17 protein-coding genes are annotated in these 18,335 nt (G+C 62.7%); 14 read left to right on the top strand and 3 right to left on the bottom strand.

All coding sequences use genetic code 11. The annotated features are described in order from the left end of the window. Positions 1 to 159: 159 nt before the first annotated feature. From ACU680_RS24860 to ACU680_RS24840, 5 genes are all read left to right on the top strand, one after another. A complete protein-coding gene (locus ACU680_RS24860; RefSeq protein WP_448180786.1) occupies positions 160 to 1,092 on the top strand; it encodes an AraC family transcriptional regulator in 933 nt (310 codons plus the stop codon). Positions 1,093 to 1,181: 89 nt separating this feature from the next. After that, the gene (locus ACU680_RS24855; protein ID WP_027613020.1) at positions 1,182 to 1,637 is read left to right on the top strand and encodes a (2Fe-2S)-binding protein; all 456 of its coding nucleotides are present in this window, start codon (positions 1,182 to 1,184) and stop codon (positions 1,635 to 1,637) included. Continuing rightward, a complete protein-coding gene (locus tag ACU680_RS24850; protein ID WP_448180785.1) occupies positions 1,637 to 3,889 on the top strand; it encodes a xanthine dehydrogenase family protein molybdopterin-binding subunit in 2,253 nt (750 codons plus the stop codon). Before ACU680_RS24855 ends, ACU680_RS24850 begins: the two co-directional genes overlap by 1 nt. Before the next feature lie 17 nt (positions 3,890 to 3,906). Next, entirely contained in the window at positions 3,907 to 5,259 is a 1,353-nt protein-coding gene (locus ACU680_RS24845; protein WP_448180784.1) for a c-type cytochrome, read from the top strand. An 11-nt stretch (positions 5,260 to 5,270) separates the two neighbouring features. Beyond that, a complete protein-coding gene (locus tag ACU680_RS24840) occupies positions 5,271 to 6,275 on the top strand; it encodes an XdhC family protein (RefSeq protein WP_448180783.1) in 1,005 nt (334 codons plus the stop codon). A gap of 39 nt (positions 6,276 to 6,314) precedes the next feature. On the opposite strand, the gene ACU680_RS24835 is transcribed toward ACU680_RS24840, so the two are convergent. Further along, positions 6,315 to 6,980, bottom strand: coding sequence for an O-methyltransferase (locus tag ACU680_RS24835; RefSeq protein WP_367084213.1), 666 nt, complete (start codon positions 6,978 to 6,980; stop codon positions 6,315 to 6,317). Positions 6,981 to 7,091: 111 nt separating this feature from the next. Here ACU680_RS24835 and ACU680_RS24830 point away from each other — a divergent pair, with 111 nt between their 5' ends. Both ACU680_RS24830 and ACU680_RS24825 read left to right on the top strand, forming a co-directional pair. After that, complete coding sequence (locus tag ACU680_RS24830) at positions 7,092 to 7,730, top strand: TetR/AcrR family transcriptional regulator (protein WP_367084212.1); 639 nt, start codon at positions 7,092 to 7,094, stop codon at positions 7,728 to 7,730. A 102-nt stretch (positions 7,731 to 7,832) separates the two neighbouring features. Continuing rightward, on the top strand, positions 7,833 to 8,831 hold the full coding sequence (locus tag ACU680_RS24825) for a zinc-dependent alcohol dehydrogenase family protein (RefSeq protein ID WP_448180782.1): 999 nt from the start codon (positions 7,833 to 7,835) through the stop codon (positions 8,829 to 8,831). 113 nt (positions 8,832 to 8,944) lie between these two features. On the opposite strand, the gene ACU680_RS24820 is transcribed toward ACU680_RS24825, so the two are convergent. Both ACU680_RS24820 and ACU680_RS24815 read right to left on the bottom strand, forming a co-directional pair. Then, the gene (locus ACU680_RS24820) at positions 8,945 to 9,286 is read right to left on the bottom strand and encodes a hypothetical protein (protein ID WP_367084210.1); all 342 of its coding nucleotides are present in this window, start codon (positions 9,284 to 9,286) and stop codon (positions 8,945 to 8,947) included. Between the two features lie 86 nt (positions 9,287 to 9,372). Then, entirely contained in the window at positions 9,373 to 10,017 is a 645-nt protein-coding gene (locus ACU680_RS24815; RefSeq protein ID WP_367084209.1) for an ATPase, read from the bottom strand. 170 nt (positions 10,018 to 10,187) lie between these two features. On the opposite strand from ACU680_RS24815, the gene ACU680_RS24810 reads away from it, so the two are divergent. From ACU680_RS24810 to ACU680_RS24780, 7 genes are all read left to right on the top strand, one after another. Then, entirely contained in the window at positions 10,188 to 10,436 is a 249-nt protein-coding gene (locus ACU680_RS24810) for a hypothetical protein (protein WP_007960531.1), read from the top strand. Positions 10,437 to 10,491: 55 nt separating this feature from the next. Further along, positions 10,492 to 11,520 carry an NADPH-dependent aldehyde reductase Ahr gene (gene ahr, locus ACU680_RS24805; RefSeq protein ID WP_367084207.1) on the top strand — a complete coding sequence of 343 codons (1,029 nt, stop codon included), beginning with the start codon at positions 10,492 to 10,494 and terminating at the stop codon, positions 11,518 to 11,520. 107 nt (positions 11,521 to 11,627) lie between these two features. Next, positions 11,628 to 12,785 carry a GGDEF domain-containing protein gene (locus ACU680_RS24800; RefSeq protein ID WP_448180781.1) on the top strand — a complete coding sequence of 386 codons (1,158 nt, stop codon included), beginning with the start codon at positions 11,628 to 11,630 and terminating at the stop codon, positions 12,783 to 12,785. An 8-nt stretch (positions 12,786 to 12,793) separates the two neighbouring features. After that, positions 12,794 to 13,288, top strand: coding sequence for a PaaI family thioesterase (locus ACU680_RS24795; RefSeq protein ID WP_448180780.1), 495 nt, complete (start codon positions 12,794 to 12,796; stop codon positions 13,286 to 13,288). A 186-nt stretch (positions 13,289 to 13,474) separates the two neighbouring features. Then, positions 13,475 to 14,347: an AraC family transcriptional regulator gene (locus ACU680_RS24790; protein ID WP_448180779.1), complete on the top strand. Its 873-nt coding sequence runs from the start codon at positions 13,475 to 13,477 to the stop codon at positions 14,345 to 14,347. An 87-nt stretch (positions 14,348 to 14,434) separates the two neighbouring features. Further along, complete coding sequence (locus tag ACU680_RS24785) at positions 14,435 to 15,979, top strand: methyltransferase regulatory domain-containing protein (protein ID WP_448180778.1); 1,545 nt, start codon at positions 14,435 to 14,437, stop codon at positions 15,977 to 15,979. A gap of 202 nt (positions 15,980 to 16,181) precedes the next feature. Further along, the gene (locus ACU680_RS24780) at positions 16,182 to 18,311 is read left to right on the top strand and encodes a TonB-dependent receptor family protein (protein WP_448180777.1); all 2,130 of its coding nucleotides are present in this window, start codon (positions 16,182 to 16,184) and stop codon (positions 18,309 to 18,311) included. Positions 18,312 to 18,335: the final 24 nt, after the last annotated feature.

Raw genomic sequence — 18,335 nt, 5'->3', positions numbered from 1 at the left:
GTGGCTCTCCTGTAATGGTTTGACACATTCTCCCGGTCGATTCGCCTCTGCCCTAGTGCATTCCTCTTGAATGCTTGCCTGATCCTCTGAGGTTGCAGGGCGGTATATAGGAAACCTCTGCTGGGCGGACTAGAGTTCGATCAACAGGAGCGACCCGACATGAACCCTACCCCCGCGCGCCACGAATCACCTTTGGCGTTGAACATTGACCCGCTCGTGAGTGCGCCGGGTGACTTCGCCACGTCCGTACCCGGCTTGTCGCTGTTTCGCCGCGATCAGCCGGCGCCACCGACCGTGTGCATGATCGAGCCGAGCCTGATTCTGGTGGGCCGTGGGGAAAAGCGCTTATGGGTCGGCGGTGAGGGTTACCGCTACGACCCTTCGCGGTTTCTGGTCACCTCGCTGGATCTGCCCGCCAATTCCGAAGTGATGCTTGCCAGCCCCGAACAGCCCTGTGTCGGGCTGGTGCTGAGACTGGATGTCGGCATGCTCGCCGAGATCCTCAGCAAAGGTGGCTTGCCTGCGAAACGGCAGCCGTCGATGAACACCGGCGCTGGTATTGGCAACCTGTCGTGCGCGCTGGAAGGCGCGCTTGAGCGCCTGCTGGCATTGCTTGACGAGCCTGAGGCGATCCCGGTGCTGGCGCCGCTGATTCTGCGGGAAATCCACTATCGGCTGCTCCATACCGATCAAGGCGCGCGGCTGCGGCAGATCACGGCCGTCGATGGCCAGGGTTATCGCATCGCCAAAGCCATCGACTGGCTCAAGGTCAACTACACCGCGGCGCTGCGCATCGATGAGCTGGCGGCGCGGGTGCAGATGAGCGCACCGACCTTTCACCACCACTTCCGCCAACTCACCGGTATGAGCCCGCTGCAGTACCAGAAATGGCTGCGCTTGAACGAGGCGCGCCGGCTGATGTTGATGGAGCGTCTGGACGTTTCGCGAGCGGCGTTTGCGGTCGGCTATGAAAGTCCCTCGCAGTTCAGCCGCGAATACGCCCGCCTGTACGGCACCGCACCCAGTCGTGACATCGCGCTGCTGCGTGGCGACCCCTTCGCCGCAGAAGCGCTGGGCAACGCGGCCAGTTGAGCAAAAGAACACGCGTTACCGGTGAGGCGCCACGCCGCGTTTCACCGCTTATAAAAATGCACGTCAACCGATGATCGAGCGGGTGAACCATGGAACTACGAATCAACCAGAAAACCTATCAGGTCGATGCCGACGCCGATACGCCCCTGCTGTGGGTGATCCGCGATGATCTGGGCATGACCGGCACCAAATACGGCTGTGGACTGGCGCAATGTGGCGCCTGCTCCGTGCTGGTGGACGGCAACGTGGTGCGCTCGTGCGTCACGCCGGTGGCCGGTGTGGTCGGCCGTGAGGTCACCACCATTGAGGCGATCGAGGCCGATGACGTCGGCAAACGCGTGGTCTCGACCTGGGTTGATCTGCAGGTCGCCCAGTGCGGCTACTGCCAGTCCGGCCAGGTGATGGCTGCCACGGCGCTGCTCAAGCAAAACCCAAAACCGAGTGACGCGCAGATCGAGGCGGCGATGGTCAATCTGTGCCGTTGCGGCACGTACAATGCCATTCATGCCGCCGTGCATGAGCTGGCCGGCAAGGGAGACGCCTGATGAACGTGCGTATCGATCCTGCTCAGGAAGCATCAGCACTGGCTCTGCATGAACCAATCAACGTGTCGCGCCGACGTTTCCTGGCCGGCACCGCCGTCGGCGCACTGGTGCTCGGCTTCGGCCTGCCACTGGGTGCGACTCGCGTGCAAGCGGCAGTGGCGGCCGCGACTGCCGAGCGCGGCACGCAGGTGCCGGCGTTTCTGGAAATTCGCCCGGACAACCGCGTGCGCCTGCTCTGCCCGTTCATGGAAGGCGGACAAGGTACGTTCACCGCGATGGCGCAGATCGTCGGTGAAGAACTGGATGCCGACCCGTCGACATTCCTGGTCGAAGCCGCGCCGCCCGGCGAAGCTTATGTAGTGATGGAAAACGGCATGCGCATCACCGGCGGCAGCATGTCGGTGCGCATGAGTTACCCGGTGATGCGCCGCCTCGGCGCCCTCGCCCGCGCCATGCTGCTGCAGGCCGGTGCGCAGCAACTGGGGGTGCCGGTGAGCGAACTGAGTACCGAACCCGGCAAAGTCGTGCACGCCAGGTCGGGCCGCTCGCTGGCCTACGGCGAACTGGCCGAACACGCCATGGATCTGCCGGTTCCCGATCCGGCGTCGGTGCAGTTGCGTGATCCGAGCCAGTTCCGCTGGATCGGCAAACCGGTGAAGCGCGTCGATGCCTACGACAAGTCCACGGGCAAGGCGCTCTACAGCATCGATCTGAAGGTCGACGACATGCTCCATGCCGCCGTTCAGCATGCCCCGCGTTTGGGCATGACCGTGGGCAACTTGCGCAACGAAGAACAGGTCAAGGCGATGAAAGGCGTGCATTCCGTGCATCGCCTGCCGGGGGCCGTGGCGGTGGTCGCCGAGCGTTGGTGGCACGCCAAACGTGCAGTGGAAGCAATTCAGGTCGACTGGCAGGAGCCAACGGCCGACAGCCAGGTACGCTCGATGCCTGCGGACTTTTCCAGTGACGCCTGGCTCAAGCGCCTGGCAGACGACAAAGGCCCGGCCAGGGATGATGAAAATGAGGGCGACGTGGCTGCAGTTCTGGCCAGCGCCAAAACGCGGATTGACGCCACTTACCACAACCAGTACCTGAACCACGGCCAGTTGGAGCCGCCATCGGCGCTGGCCCGATTCAATCCGGACGGTTCGCTGGAGGTCTGGTTGCCGAATCAGGCGCCGGACATGTTTCGTGCGGACATCGCCAAACGCACCGGGCTGGATCCGTCGCGCATCACCTTGCATTCGCCATTGCTGGGGGGCTTCTTCGGTCGGCATTTCCTCTACGACGCCGCCAGTCCCTACCCGCAGGCGATCGAGTTATCGAAAGCGGTTGGTCGTCCGGTGAAACTGATCTGGAGCCGCGAGGAAGAGTTCCTGCGTGACGTGCTGCGTCCTGTAGCCGCAGTGAATTTCCGCGCCGCGCTGGACAACGACGGCTGGCCGCTGGCAATCGAAGCAATCAGCGCCACTGAAGGCCCGACCGAGGCGCTGGCCGGCAAGCAGGGTGAGAAGCTCGACCCGACGGCACTTGAAGGCTTGTCGGGCAAGTCCTATGCAATCCCCAACAAGCGCATCGCGCAGATCTACGCCAAAGGCCCGGCAATGCTCGGTTACTGGCGTTCGGTGGGCAACTCGCTCAACGACTTCTTCTATGAATCGTTCCTTGACGAACTGGCCGACAAGGGCGGTAAGGACCCGTTTGAACTGCGCCTGCATCTGCTGCGCGACAACCCGCGACTGACCACGCTGCTGCAAGCAGTGGGCGAGCTGTCGGGTGGCTGGAAGCGTGGGCCGTTCACCGCGGCGGACGGCAGCAAACGCGCGCGAGGCGTGGCGATGGCGTCGCCGTTCGGTACGCAGACGGCGGTGATCGCTGAGGTCTCCATCGAGAACGGTCAGGTCAAGGTGCACGACATCTGGCAGGCGATCGACCCCGGCAGCATCGTCAATCCGGCGATTGTCGAAGCGCAGGTCAATGGCGCGGTGGCGCTGGGCCTGTCGCAGACCCTGGTGGAGGAAGCCGTGTGGATTGATGGCAAACCGCGCGCGCGCAACTACGACTTGTATCCGATCCTGCCGCCTGCGCGAATGGCCCGGGTCCACGTGCGTGTTGTCGAGAGTGGAGAAAAAATGGGCGGCATCGGCGAACCACCGTTGCCCGCTGTCGCGCCCGCCGTGGCCAATGCGGTGGCAACGCTGACCGGGCAACGGGTGCGCAGCCTGCCCATGAGCCGCCACACCTTCAGTTGATCAGCGCCGGAGCGTCCATGAATAACCGCCGATTCGCAAGAACCGCTGGCTGGCTGGCAGTGCCGTGCCTGGTCGCGGCAGGCCTGCTGGCCTGGTACGTCACCCGCGAGCCTGTCTCGCGCCTTGAACACAACCAAACCGTCGTGGCCGATATCGACCCGGCGCTGGTCGCGCGTGGCGAATACGTCGCCCGCCTCAGCGATTGCGTGGCATGCCACAGCGTGCCGGGCGGTGCGCCGTTCGCCGGCGGTCTGGAAATGGCCACACCGCTGGGCGCGATCCACTCGACCAACATCACCCCGGAGCCGGAAACCGGCATCGGTCGCTACAGCCTGGCGGACTTCGACCGTGCGGTACGCCACGGCGTGGCACCCGACAGCCGTCGTCTGTACCCGGCGATGCCCTACCCGTCCTACGCCAAGCTCAGTGACGACGATGTGCGAGCGCTGTACGCGTTTTTCATGAAAGGCGTGGCACCGGTCAAGCAGGCGAATATCCCGAGTGCGATTCCTTTCCCGTTGAACCTGCGCTGGCCGATTGCGTTGTGGAACGGTGTGTTTGCCGATACCGAGCCTTACGTGGCCAAACCGTCGCAAGATGCCGTGTGGAATCGCGGCGCTTATCTCGTTCAAGGCGCAGGACACTGCGGCAGTTGCCATACGCCGCGCGGTCTGGCGTTCAACGAGAAGGCTCTGGATGAATCCGCCACGCCGTACCTCGCCGGCGCCTTGCTCGATGGCTGGTACGCGCCAAGCCTGCGTGATGATCACAACGCTGGTCTGGGTCGCTGGAGCGAGCCGGAGATCGTGCAGTTCCTCAAGACCGGGCGCAACAAACACGCGGTGGTTTACGGCTCGATGACCGAGGCGTTCAACAACTCGACGCAGTTCATGAGCGATGACGATCTGACCGCCATTGCCCGTTATCTCAAGTCATTGCCCGGGGACCGTCAGCGCGACGGCCAGCCATGGCAGTACCAAGCGGTTTCGGCAACGGAACGTCTGGACGCACCCGGTGCTCATACCTACGTCACACGCTGTGCTTCGTGCCACGGCCTCGACGGCAAGGGCCAGTCGCAATGGATGCCGCCGCTGGCCGGCGCCACTTCGGCACTGGCCAAGGAAAGTGCCTCGGCGATCAACATCACCCTCAACGGTTCGCAACGAGTGGTGGCAGCCGGAGTGCCGGACGCCTACCGCATGCCGGCCTTCCGCGAGCAGTTGTCGGATCAAGAGATCGCCGAAGTGCTGAGCTTCATGCGCAGCACCTGGGGCAATCAGGGCGGTGCCGTTGAAGCGCAGGCCGTCAGCAAGCTGCGTGAACGCACGGGTCCGGCCAGCAGCAGCCCGATCATTCTGCAAATGCGTTAGAGGAACGTTTGATGGAAAGCATCGACTTGCTGGTCCTGCGCACTGCCCGGGACTGGCTCGCCGCCGGAGAGCAAGTATTGCTCGCCACGGTGGCGCGCACATGGGGCTCTTCGCCGCGCCCGACAGGGTCGATGATGGCCTTGCGTAACGACGGGCGCGTGATCGGCAGCGTGTCCGGCGGCTGCATCGAGGACGACCTGATCGATCGCTACACCACCGCCCATGGCGGTAGCGGCCTCAAGGACAGTGCGCCCGAGGTGGTGCGCTACGGCGTCAGCGCCGACGAGGCGCATCGTTTCGGTTTGCCCTGTGGCGGCACGCTTGAGCTGATTCTCGAGTTCAACCCGTCGTGGCAGGTGCTGGACGAACTGCTTGTGCAACTGGATGCCGGGCAGCTGGTGCGCCGCTGCCTGGCACTGGATAACGGTCGCGTCACACTGGAAACCACGGCAACTCCTGAGCAATTCAGTTTCGACGGCCAACGGATGTTCAATACCCTCGGGCCGGGGTATCGGCTGCTGATGATCGGTGCCGGTGCGCTGGCCGAGTATCTGGCGACCATGGCGCTGTTCAACGGCTTCAAGGTCGCGGTGTGCGACCCACGTGCCGAATACATCGAAACCTGGGCGGTGAACGGTGTGGAGCGGATCACCGGCATGCCGGATGACGTGGTCCGCGACTTCGCGGTCGATCTGCGCACCTGCATCGTCGCCTTGAGTCATGATCCGCGACTCGACGATCTGGCGCTGCTCGAAGCTCTTCACAGCCCGGCGTTTTACATCGGCGCCATCGGTTCGCGGCGCAATAGCCAATTGCGTCGCGAACGTCTGATCGAGCATTTTGGTGAGACCCAGGCGTCACTCGAGCGCCTGCACGGGCCGATCGGCATCTACATTGGCAGCAAGACACCGGCGGAGATCGCGGTCAGCGTGATGGCCGAGATTCTGGCCGCGAAGAATGGCGCCCACCTGCCGAAGGCGTTTTCGATTGCCAGCGCCAAGGCGCAGGTAGCCTGACTGGCTGGAACAATAGCGATCTGCAAGGCCTTTCGCGGCTTACGCGTAATCCCCCAGCCGCATCGACAACTCGATGTCATCCGCAAATGGCACCGACAGGTAACCGTTGTGTGGCGCACGCACATGGGCCAGATATTCCGGGCAATAGTTGGTGTTGTCCGCCACCACCAGCGCGCCCGGCTTCAGGTGTTTTTCCACTAGGCTCAACACGTCGCCGTACAACGCCTTGGCCCCATCGAGCAGGAGCAAGTCGACTGACGGCGGCAGGTTGCTGGCGAGCGTGACGAGCGCATCGCCTTCGCGGATTTCCACCAGGTCACTGACGCCGCCCTCGATGAAGTGATGGCGGGCCAGGGCGATTTTCGACGGTTCGAATTCGCTGCCGATCAGTACGCCGCCACCGTTGTCGCGCAGTGCCGCCGCCAGGTGCAGGGTGGACAGGCCGAACGAGGTGCCGAACTCGACAATCGCTTTGGCCCTGGTATTGCGCGCCAGCATGTACAGCAGTTTGCCGGTGTCGCGCGAGACCGGCAGCCACAGGTCCTTGAGCATGGCGTAGAGTTGCAGGTACTCGGTCTTGCTGTGCATCAGGCGCTCGCGCTCCGCGCCCGACACCGTTTCCAGCACCGGGCTGGTGGCGGCGCTGGCCTGGCCGTAGAGGCGTTCGATCAGGCTGGCCAATGGTTCAGAAGTCAGGGTGGTCATGATTGCTTTCCGTCAATGGGGGATTAAGATGCGAGTGATTCGTCGCATTTAAATGATGCGAGTGATTCACTCGATCCGCTATTCGCGTTTCCCCCGAGGCCCGAGCCGCCCATGAGCAATCGTCAGACCGCCCGTATTTCCTCGCGTAAACAGCCGCAGCAGGCACGCTCGGCTGACTTGGTCGCGGCGATTCTGCAGGCGGCTATTCAGGTTTTGACCGAACATGGCGCGACCCGATTCACCACCGCACGGGTCGCGGAAAAGGCTGGCGTGAGCATCGGCTCGCTGTACCAGTACTTCCCCAACAAGGCGGCGATCCTGTTCCGCCTTCAGAGCGATGAGTGGCTGCACACCACGCAGATGCTGCAGCGAATTCTGGAAAATCCCGAGCATCCGCCACTGACACGCCTGCGCACGCTGGTGCAGGCGTTCATCCGCTCGGAGTGCGAGGAAGCGCAGATGCGTGGTGCACTGAACGACGCGGCGCCGCTGTATCGCGATGCGCCCGAGGCCCACGAGGTGCATGCTGCAGGACGGCAGATCTTCGCCACGTTCATCCTGCATTTGCTGCCGGAATCCGATGAGCCAACCCGCGTCGCGGCCTGCGATCTGATCCTGACCACGCTCAGTTCGGTGGGCAAAGACTTTTCCGGCACTGCGCGCAGCGACCTGGAGATCACGGCCTTCGCCGATCGGCTGGCGGACATGTTCAGCGCCTACGTAATGACGCTGAATCAACCTTCAATGTGAGTCAGCGACTACGCTGGGTAACGGCGAACCGTATCCGGTCGACAAACCTCCCGCCAGGTTTCACCATGGCCCCTTTCCCTGAAATGACAGCGAGGCGTCGTAATGAGCCAATCCACCATCCGCGCGTTGATCCTTGATGACTATGCTGAAAACAGCTTTCGCGAAGCGCAGATCGAGCGCCCGGTGCCGCAGGCTAACCAGGTTTTGGTGCGCATCATCGCCAGTGGCGTAAACCCCATCGACTACAAGATCCGCACCGGCAACGCGCCGTACGCGATGCCGGAACTGCCGGCGATTCTCGGTACTGACATGGCCGGGGTGATCGAAGCGGTCGGCGCCGACGTTACCCATCTGGCGGTGGGCGATGAGGTGTTCGGCATGGTCGGTGGCGTGCGCGGCTTGCCCGGTTCGCTGGCCGAGTACCTGGCGGTGGATGCGGATCTGGTGGCACGCAAGCCGAAAAATCTCGACTTCCGTGAGGCCGCTGCGGTGCCACTGGTGTTCCTCACCGCGTGGGAAGGTCTGGTCGACCGCGCGCATGTCAAGGCCGGTCAGAAGGTGCTGGTGCACGGCGGCGCGGGCGGTGTCGGCCACATGGCGGTGCAAATTGCCGCCGCGCTGGGCGCTGAAGTGTTCGCCACGGTCTCGCCGGGCAAACGTACGATTGTCGAGGGCTACGGCGCCACGGCCATCGACTACCAGAGCGTGCCGGTGGAGCAGTACGTGAATCAGTTCACCGACGGCAAGGGTTTTGACGTGATCTACGACACCGTCGGCGGCCAGAGTCTGGATGACTCGTTCGCGGCGATCCGGCTCTACGGCCACGTCACCAGTTGCGCGGCGTTCGGCACCCACAACCTGGCCACCGGGTCGCTGCGCAGTGCCACGCTGTCGGGGATTTTCGTCCTGCTGCCGATGCTCACCGGTGTCGGGCGCAAGCACCACGCGGAAATCCTCGGTTACGCCACGCGGCTGATCGAAGAAGGCAAGGTCAAGCCGTTGATGCATGCCGATCGCTTCAATCTCAGCCAGGCGCGCCAGGCGCATGACGCGGTGCAACAAGGCACGGCGATTGGCAAGGTGGTGATCGACGTCGCCTGAAGCGCAAAAACTCCGGCGAAAAAAAGCCCCGCAACCGAATGAGGTGCGGGGCAAAGGACTGGTTGGTTGCGGCCAACCAAAGGAGCTCGGTCAGAACCGTTTGCGCAGCCGGGTCAGATGCAGTCCTGGGCAGCGCGTTCAAAGCTTGAAGGCAGGAAGTTCGAGGCCAGCAAGTGGCGCTCGTAGATGAACACCTTGCCGCCGTTGCCGGCCTTGTAGGCCTCGAGTACGTTGTCGGCCGACACCTTGCTCGGCACCACAATCCGGTAGCTGCGCTGGGTTTGCGAGACGGTCGGGTTCAGCGCGCTCTTCTGCAGCTTCGGCACCACGCAATCGGCGTATTGCGCCGGGGTCTTGCTGGTGTGCAAGGTCAGCGTCGGGTCGTTCGGTGCGGAGGCGCAACCGGCGAGCAGCAAGGAAGCAACGGCCAGGGTCGGGGCAAACAAAGCACGCATCGGGGTAATCCTGAAAATAAAGGTTCGGTTCAACTGGCAGCGATTCAGCGTCACGGCGCCGCCGCTGCCCTTTTGGTTTTGAGTGTTCAGCTGGAAGCCACCAGTGCCTTGAGCGAGGCATCGAACTGCTTCAAGGCATTGAGTTGCAGGTCACGTTGCTGCTCGATCTGCGCGGCAATCTCCTGCGCCGCTTTGTCGTGTACCCAGACCGACGGAATCTGTTTCTCCACCGCGCCTTCGGCCTTGCCGATGTACTGCAGGTCGGCATCGTAGAAACGCGCAATGAAGTGCGCTTCGTACAGGCTGTTCTGCTGGGTCAGCAGGCGGTTGAAGGTGTCGAGTTTCACCACGATGTCCGGATGCGCCAGAATCAGCGTATCGAGGTTGTCGTAAACGGTCACCGACACGAACTGACGCTGCAACGAGCTGAGCAACCAGTCGATCGCCAGTTCCGGGTCGGAGCTGCTGACAAACGCGGCACGGATTCGCGAATCCAGTGCATCCTTGGCCCCGTGCAGCGCCATATCGTGGTAACGCGTCAGGTACTGCAGGTTTTCCCGGGTGTCTTCGCTGTACAACACACCCACGCTCTGTGAATGCTGCAAAGTCGCGCTGCTGCCGGCGATGGGCTGAAGATGACAGGCACAAGCGTCTTCGGCGTAAGACGGTGCCGTGGCTACCATACCGCTCATCAGCAGAGCGGTCAGCGCCAGTCGGGTCAGTGTCTTCATCGCGCAATTTCCTTGAGCTGCGTGTTCAATGAAAGCGATTTTCCGCCTATTGAATGCAAAGCTGAACTTGCGTTTCGTGATGGTCACTATTACTTCTAGCGATAGTTACCGACGATAAAGTTTGATAGATGCTCATCCCTAATGACTAAAACAACAGTGAGGACGCCGATTTGAGAACCTTTGACCTGATCCGCGACGCGGTTTTGCAGGACTTTCGCGAGCGGGTAGCCGAATACCTGGTGCAGTACGAAAACGTGTTGCTGGACAAGGACATCACCGACGCGCAGCTCAAGCGCGATACCGCCAACCAGTTGCGCGGTTATCTGCGCGGGTTGAACACCACCCGGGTGCTGGGCATGGCTTATTGGGAAGAACTGGATCGGCGGGTCGTCGACACCTGGCTCGCGCCCGCGACATGACCGACTAGACTTGCCGGGCTGCCAATGTCCCGTCAGTCGAACCGGAGGTGTCCCCATGAGCAACAGCGAACCTGCAACTTTCAACGGCTGGGCCGCCACCGCCGCCGGCGCCCCGTTGGAGCGCTACAGCTACGATCCCGGCCCCTTGGGCGAAGAGGACGTTGAGGTCGCCGTGGAATACTGCGGTGTATGCCACTCCGATCAGTCGCTGATCGATAACGATTGGGGCATCAGCCGCTACCCGTTCGTGCCGGGCCACGAGGTGGTCGGCAAAATCGTGCGCATGGGCCCGCAGGTGCGCGGCCTCGAACTCGGCCAGCGCGTCGGCATCGGCTGGTACAAGGGCAGTTGCATGCACTGTTCGTCCTGCATCAGCGGCTCGCAACAACTGTGCGGCACTGCGCAACCGACCATCATCGGCAGCAACGGCGGTTTCGCCGATCGGGTGCGTTCGCACTGGGCGTGGGCGATTGCGGTGCCCGCCAATCTTGATCCGGCGATGGTCGGCCCGCTGTTCTGCGCCGGTTCCACCGTGTTCAACCCGCTGCTGCAGTTTGGCGTCAAACCCACCGACCGCGTCGGCGTTGTCGGCATCGGCGGCCTCGGTCATCTGGCGCTGCGCTTTCTCAATGCGTGGGGTTGTGAGGTCACCGCGTTTACTTCTTCACTGAACAAGCAGGACGAAGCCAGGCGTCTGGGCGCGCACAACGTCGTGGCCTCGACCGACAGCAGTGCGCTGAAAGCGATTGCCGGCACCCTGGACTTTTTGCTGATCAGCGCCAACGCCGACCTCGACTGGACAGCGATGCTCGCCACCCTGCGCGGCAATGGCCGGCTGCATTTCGTCGGCATCGTGCCCAGCGCGATTCCGGTGCATGTGTTCGATCTGATCCCGCAGCAGAAATCCCTGTCCGCCTCTCCGGTCGGCTCGCCCGGCACCATGGCGACCATGCTCGAATTCTGCGCCCGGCATCAGATTCTGCCGCAGGTCGAGATGTTTCCCATGAGCAAGGTCAACGAGGCGGTCGACCATCTGCGTAGCGGCAAGGCGCGCTACCGCGTGGTGCTGGACGCCAGCCAGTGACGATTGCGTGCGGCGTCTGCCTGCGCAGATGCCGCGCCTCCTGCCAAAACGCCCCCAAACGCTTACAATCGCCCGTCTAACCGACCTTCAGACAGGCTCCCCAAGAAATGCCGCTCGACCCACCAACGATGCTGACCATCTCGATCGCTCTCGCAGCCGCCGCCGCGCTGTACCTGGCGGTCGAGTGGCGCAGCATTCGTGAGCCTTCGCTGCTGTTCTGGAGCGCCGGTTTCGCCACCATCACCGTCGGTTCCACCCTGGCCTTGCTGCGCAGCAACGGTTTTCTGCTGATCGGCATCTGGTTCGCCAACGGCTTGCTGGTGACCGCGCACTTTCTGTTTCTGCTGGGGGTGGCGCGCTTCACGCAGATCCGCCTGTCCCCGGCCTGGTATCTGATCTTCGTCAGTTGGCTGGTCATGCTGTTATTGCCGGACGGGCCGCTGTGGTCGAAAGTCATGCTAGCCGCCAACTCGCTGCTGGTGGCCGCCTCGACGCTCAAGGCCAGTCTGCTGTTGCGCCCACACGGCAAGTCGCTGAGCGTCGGCGCCGTGCAACTGCGCTACGTGCTGTTGGGCCACGGCATTTTCTATGTGGCCAAAGCCATGACGGTGATGATCCCGGGCACACTGATCGACCTGGCCGCGTTCCGTGGCGAAATCATCCAGATCTCGCTGGTCGAGGGTGCGATGGCGATCATGCTGATCGCGCTGTCGATGACCGGCACCGAACGCTATCGGCGCGAAGAGCAGATCGCCCGACTGGCCGCCCGAGACCCGCTGACCGCCCTCTTCAACCGCCGCGCCCTTGAAGTGCGCGCCCCGCGCCTGCTGCGGGAGGTCTGTGCAGAGCAACCCGGCGCGCTGCTGCTGATCGATATCGACAATTTCAAACTGGTCAACGACCACTACGGCCACACGGCCGGCGACCGTTTGCTGGTGGCGTTGAGCGAGATGATCCGCGCCGAATCTCCCGAGGGTGGGCTGGCCGCGCGTCTGGGCGGTGACGAATTTGTCATTCTGCTGAGCAACGCGCCCAGTGAACAGATCGTCAGACTGGGCGACACCCTGCGCGATCAGTTTCAGCGCATTGCGCTCCAGACATTTCCCACTGCCGAGCCGGTGACGCTGAGCATCGGCGCCACCCTGTTCAACAAGCCGCCGGCCAGTCTGGCGGCGCTGATCGAACAAGGCGATGCCGCACTCTACGAATCCAAGCGCGGCGGCCGCAATCGCCTGCGCCTGACCGGGCTCACCACTTCAGGATGATCAGACCCATGAGCCGTTCCGAAACTCCCCTGCAAGACCTCGCCGCCCCCGAGGGCGTCTGCTACGGCTGTGGCGGCCGCAACCCACATGGGCTGCACGTCAAAAGTGTCTGGCACGAGGACGGCGTGCATGTGATGGCCGAACACCTGCCAGACGACAAATACTGTGGCTGGCCGGATCTGGTGTACGGCGGTTTGCTGGCGATGCTGGTCGACTGCCATTCAAACTGGACCGCGATGGCTTACCACTATCGCCACGAACAACGCGAACCAAGCAGCCTGCCGCGCATAGACTGCGTCACCGGCAACCTCGGCCTCAAGTTCATCAAACCCACGCCGATGGGCGTCACCCTGACCTTGCGCGCCAGGGTCGCGGGCGAGGTCGGGCGCAAGACGCGGGTGATCTGCGAGGTGTACGCCGGGGATGTGCTGACGGCAATTGGCGATTCAGTGTTCGTACGCGTCGACACCCACCAACTGGCGGATGCAGCCCACGGCCGCTGACTCCCCCTCCCCTGTAGGAGCTGCCGCAGGCTGCGATCTTTTGATTCTGCTTTTGAGGGTCAAAGTCAAAAGATCGCAGCCTGCGGCAGCTCCTACAGGTGCGACACTTGAGCAAACCCGGCTAGGCGCACCTGCCCCGAAATCGTCGAGGCTATAGCAGACCGCACTTCCAGGAGTCTTTACCCAGTGTCCGAACTGCCGACCCACTTCGCCTACACCCGACGTTTCAACGCCGTACTCGCCTACATCGACGCCCATCTCGAAGGCGACCTGTCAGTGAACACGTTGAGTCAGGTAGCGAACTTTTCGGCGTTTCACTTCCATCGGCAATTCAGCGCGTTCGTGGGCGTGCCGGTGTCGCGCTACGTGCAATTGATGCGCTTGCGCAAGGCAGCCCATCGGCTGGCCGCGCAGCCAGATCACTCGATACTGGACGCCGCGTCCGACGCCGGTTTCGAGAGCCCGGAAGCCTTCAGCCGCGCATTTCGGCGCGACTTCGGCATGACGCCGAGCGCCTTCAGGAAGCAACCGAACTGGCAGATCTGGAATGCGGTATTCGCCATCCCTCACTTTTCCAGGAGCGTCATCATGCAAACCAGAATCGTCGATTTCCCCAGCGTACGGGTCGCCGCGCTTGAGCACTGCGGCGCGCCGGCGCAGGTTCAACAAAGCGTGCAGACATTCATTGCCTGGCGCATGCATAGCGGGCAGTCGCCCGTGGCCTCGAGCCGCACCTTCGGCATTCCCTACAACAACCCCGACACCACAGCGGCGGCGGATTTTCGCTTCGCCATCTGTGGCGAGATTGATGAGCCGGTGGCACCCAATACGTTCGGCGTGGGGGAACTGGTGATTCCCGGGGGGCGTTGCGTGGTGGTGCGGCATGTGGGTTCACCGGATCACATTGGCGAAACCATCTATCCCGTCTACCGCGACTGGCTGCCGGCCAGCGGTGAGGAATTACGTGATCATCCGCTGTTTTTCCATTACCTGAGCGTCTATCCCGAGACCCCACAGGATCAGTGGCAGACAGACGTCTACGTACCTCTGCAATCGTAAGATTCACTTACATGTTTTTCCGCTTGTGGTGCGCAATGCCAACCCCTTATAAGAGCGACTCTCACTCGCGAATTTAAGGATGCACCCATGAGCAATGCCTGGAACGAAGGGTATTTCACCGATGAGGGTTACACCTATTCGTACAGCCGGGAAATCAACCCGGTGTTCCAGCGTTTTTGTTTGTTGTTGCGCGGTTTTACCACCCTCGAAAGCGCTGGTGGCTACCACTGCGAACTCGGCTTTGGCCAGGGTGTCTCGATCAACATCCACGCCGCCGCCAACCCGGGCAACTACGTCGGCACCGACTTCACGCCGTCCCAGGCCGCGCATGCCATGGCGCTGGCGAACGACTGGAACAGCCAGGCCCGCCTGTATGACGACAGCTTCGAGCAACTGCTGGCCCGCGATGATCTGCCGGCCTTCGACAGCATCAGCCTGCATGGCATCTGGTCCTGGGTCAGCCGCGACAACCAGCAACTGATCGTCGAGTTCGCCCGCCGCCACCTCAAGCCCGGCGGCATGTTGTACGTGAGCTACAACTGCTTCCCGGGCTGGTCGCCTTCGGCGCCACTGCGCAATCTATTCAGCCTGCACAACCGCTTTGCCAGCCAGGCCTCGACCAGCCCGGCCAAACGCATCGATGCCGCGATAGAGTTTTCCGAAACGCTGTTGGCGGCCAATCCGAAGTACGCCAGAGCGGCGCCGGCCCTGGGTGCCCAGTTGCAGAGCATCAAAGGCCAGAACCGTCAGTACGTGGCCCACGAGTATTTCAATCGCAACTGGGACTGCATGTATTTCATCGACGTGGTCGATGCCATGACCGCAGCCAAACTCGACTTTGCCACCACGGCCGTACCGCTGGACACCGTGGCGGCGCTGAACCTCAGTGCAGAAGGCATGGACTTTCTGCAAGGTATCGAGCACCCGATCATGCGCGAACAGGCGCGCGACTATTTCATCAATCAGAACTTCCGCCGGGATCTGTACGTACGCGGCGCCAATCGGCTGTCTGCCGCCGAGCAGCGCGATGGCCTGCTGAGAAGCCGTTTTGTCCTGTTGCAAGCCATTGAAAGCATTCCCGACACAGTCACAGGTCCTGCAGGCGCCGCTTCGCTGCAGGCGGAGATTTACCGCCCGGTACTCGCAGCGCTCGCCGCCAATGCCTACACTCCGAAAACCTTGCAGCAATTGTCGATGGCCGTCGGCGCCGTTGCTTATGACGACCTGGTGCAGGCTGTCACCGTGCTGATCGGCATGGGCGTCGCCGCCCCGTGCCAGAGTGAATCCGCCGAAAGGCAGGTGCAGGAACGTTGCGACACCCTCAACCTGCAACTGTGCAAGCGCGCACTGTTCAACAGCAACATTCAGGTACTGGCCAGCCCGGTCACCGGCGGTGGCGTGCCGATCAGCCGCGTACAGCAGCTGTTCCTGATTTCGATCAAGCAAGGCATGACCGACCCGCAAGACTGGGCGCAGTTGGCGTGGGCCGTCATCGGTGATCAGGGCGAAGTGCTGCACAAGGGTGACCAGCCGCTACTCACCGCCGAAGAAAATCTTGCCGAGATGACCGAACAGGCCCGGGCATTTGCCCAGACACCGCTGGACATTCTCATGGCGTTGAAGATTGCTTGATCCTGATATATGCCGGACGACTGGCCGCGATCGAAAGCGGCCAGTCGTCTGCGTTTGCGGCCATGAATGCCGCCTCCTGAATTAACCGCCACCGCTTCCATCCCCGATTCCCGGCAAAAAAGCAAAATTGCCATGTGTTTCCATCGTTCCTTCTTGCGTCGCACTGTTCATTGCCCGTTCCTGTCTGCCTGGAGTTTCTTCGATGCCGTCGCCCAAATCCCTGCCCTCTGCCCTGCTGGGCCTGGCCCTCGCCTGCCCGGTCATGGCCGAGGAACCCAAAAGCATGGAGCTGGGACAGGTGCTGATTTCGGCTGAAGAACAAAGTGGCGCCGACGCCTCTGTGGCCGAGGCCCAATCGCGTCTGGCGCAGGTGCCCGGCGGCAGCAACCTGGTCGACATGCGCCAGCCGTTGCAGGGCCGTGTGGCGAGCAATCAGGATGTGCTGGCGTATCAGCCGGGGGTCTACGCGCAGTCGGCGGGTAATGAAGGGGTAAAAATCTCGATCCGTGGTTCGGGGGTCAACCGCGCACCGGGCGCGCATGCCTCGGGGTTGTACACGATGCTCGACGGTCTGCCGCTGACCGGCCCCGGCGGCACGCCCTACGAATTGCTCGAACCGCTGTGGCTCGACCATGTGGAAGTGCTGCGCGGCGCCAACGGTTTTGATCGTGGTGCGCTGGCGCTGGGTGGCGCCGTCGATTACGTCAGCCACACCGGCTACGACGCGCCGAAACTGCAAGTGCGCTACGCCACCGGCAGCCACGGTTATCAGCAGCGTCAGGTGAGTTCCGGGCAGGTGCTGGGCGACTTCGATTACTACGTGTCGCTGACCGACTCGAACGCCGACGGCTATCAGGATCACACCGCCAGCGAGAGCAAAGGCGTGATCGCCAACTTCGGCTATCGCTTCAATCCGAACCTGGAAACCCGCTTCTATATCCGCTATCGCGAGACCGACAACGACCTCGCCGGCCGCGTAACCAAACACTCGATCGAGCACGACCCACGGGCGGCCAACCCGGCCTACGTGTCGCGCGATGACAGCCGCATACAACCGGGCAGCACCTTCATCGGCAACAAGACCACCTACTACATCGACGACGATTCGAGCATTCAGACCGGCCTGGTCTATCACGACTACCCGATGGACCTGCGCGAAGGCCCGAACCGTCTGAAGGTGGCCTACACCGACGTCAGCGGCACGTTCGATTACAAGCGCCGCGACACCCTGTTCGGCATGGAAAGCCGCAGCACCGTGGGCCTGCGCACCACCAAACACTTGCCCAATGACGGCGCCAGTGAATTCGTCCGTATCCCCAGCGGCAACACCGCCGGTTATGCGCCGGGCACGCGCATGCGCAACTTCACCTATCAGGGTTCGGACACCGTTCTGCACGTGGGCAACGACCTGGAAATAGCCGACGACTTGTGGCTGACCACCGGCCTCGCCGCCATCTACACCCGCCGCGAAAGTGCCGTCACCTACCCGCAGGGCGGCGGCAAGACCAGCCTGGGCGACTGGGACTACGCGCCGCGTCTGGGCCTGCGCTATCAGGTCACGCCGGACCTGCAACTGTTCGGCAACCTCAGCCGTTCGGTCGAGGCACCGCACCCGTGGTCGCTGATCTACAGCTCGAACATCCGCTTCCCGGCCGGCAACGGCGCGGCGACCGGCACCCAGAGCGACCCGATCAAACTGCAGAACCAGACCGCGACCACCCTCGAACTCGGCGGTCGCGGCGACAGCGCGCTCGGCCAGTGGAGCCTGGCGTGGTACTACGCCCAGGTGCGCCACGAGTTGCTGTCGGTACTGCCAGATGCCAACGCCATCACCCCGTACGAACTCAACGCCAGCCCCACCGTGCACCAAGGCGTGGAAGCCAGTCTGCAGAGTACGCTGTGGTCAGCCGAAGACGGACGTAAATTGAGCCTGCGCCAGGCCTACACCTTCAGCGATTTCCACTACCGGAACGATCAGCGCTTCGGCGACAACCGCCTGCCGGGCCTGCCGATGCACTACTACCAGGGTGAACTGCGCCACGATTGGCCACAAGGCTTCTTCGCGGCGGTCAACACGCAACTGGTGTCCAAAGTCGCCGTGGATTACGCCAACAGCTACTACGCCGATCCCTACGCACTGTTCGGCGCCACCGTCGGCTACAACGCGCCGAAAAACGACTGGCAGACCTGGCTCGACCTGCGCAACCTGACCAACAAGCGCTACGCCGCAACGGTCACGCCGGGGTATGACGACAAGGGCCAGGATGCGGCGCGGTCTACGCCGGGTGAAGGGTTGGGGGTTTATGTCGGGGTGTCGTGGAGTCTGCTCTGACGGCATGCCCTGACCAGACAAACG

The organism is Pseudomonas sp. LF020, from assembly GCF_053456425.1.
The sequence above is the reverse complement of the archived record's forward strand: the minus strand, read 5'-3'. Positions and strand labels throughout refer to the sequence as shown.

What these genes read in the sequence shown, in the direction of transcription:
- ACU680_RS24860 (WP_448180786.1), top strand. Translation starts at nt 160, where the DNA reads ATGAACCCTACCCCCGCGCGCCACGAATCACCTTTGGCGTTGAACATT.
- ACU680_RS24855 (WP_027613020.1), top strand. Translation starts at nt 1,182, where the DNA reads ATGGAACTACGAATCAACCAGAAAACCTATCAGGTCGATGCCGACGCC.
- ACU680_RS24850 (WP_448180785.1), top strand. Translation starts at nt 1,637, where the DNA reads ATGAACGTGCGTATCGATCCTGCTCAGGAAGCATCAGCACTGGCTCTG.
- ACU680_RS24845 (WP_448180784.1), top strand. Translation starts at nt 3,907, where the DNA reads ATGAATAACCGCCGATTCGCAAGAACCGCTGGCTGGCTGGCAGTGCCG.
- ACU680_RS24840 (WP_448180783.1), top strand. Translation starts at nt 5,271, where the DNA reads ATGGAAAGCATCGACTTGCTGGTCCTGCGCACTGCCCGGGACTGGCTC.
- ACU680_RS24835 (WP_367084213.1), bottom strand. Translation starts at nt 6,980, where the DNA reads ATGACCACCCTGACTTCTGAACCATTGGCCAGCCTGATCGAACGCCTC.
- ACU680_RS24830 (WP_367084212.1), top strand. Translation starts at nt 7,092, where the DNA reads ATGAGCAATCGTCAGACCGCCCGTATTTCCTCGCGTAAACAGCCGCAG.
- ACU680_RS24825 (WP_448180782.1), top strand. Translation starts at nt 7,833, where the DNA reads ATGAGCCAATCCACCATCCGCGCGTTGATCCTTGATGACTATGCTGAA.
- ACU680_RS24820 (WP_367084210.1), bottom strand. Translation starts at nt 9,286, where the DNA reads ATGCGTGCTTTGTTTGCCCCGACCCTGGCCGTTGCTTCCTTGCTGCTC.
- ACU680_RS24815 (WP_367084209.1), bottom strand. Translation starts at nt 10,017, where the DNA reads ATGAAGACACTGACCCGACTGGCGCTGACCGCTCTGCTGATGAGCGGT.
- ahr (WP_367084207.1), top strand. Translation starts at nt 10,492, where the DNA reads ATGAGCAACAGCGAACCTGCAACTTTCAACGGCTGGGCCGCCACCGCC.
- ACU680_RS24800 (WP_448180781.1), top strand. Translation starts at nt 11,628, where the DNA reads ATGCCGCTCGACCCACCAACGATGCTGACCATCTCGATCGCTCTCGCA.
- ACU680_RS24795 (WP_448180780.1), top strand. Translation starts at nt 12,794, where the DNA reads ATGAGCCGTTCCGAAACTCCCCTGCAAGACCTCGCCGCCCCCGAGGGC.
- ACU680_RS24785 (WP_448180778.1), top strand. Translation starts at nt 14,435, where the DNA reads ATGAGCAATGCCTGGAACGAAGGGTATTTCACCGATGAGGGTTACACC.
- ACU680_RS24780 (WP_448180777.1), top strand. Translation starts at nt 16,182, where the DNA reads ATGCCGTCGCCCAAATCCCTGCCCTCTGCCCTGCTGGGCCTGGCCCTC.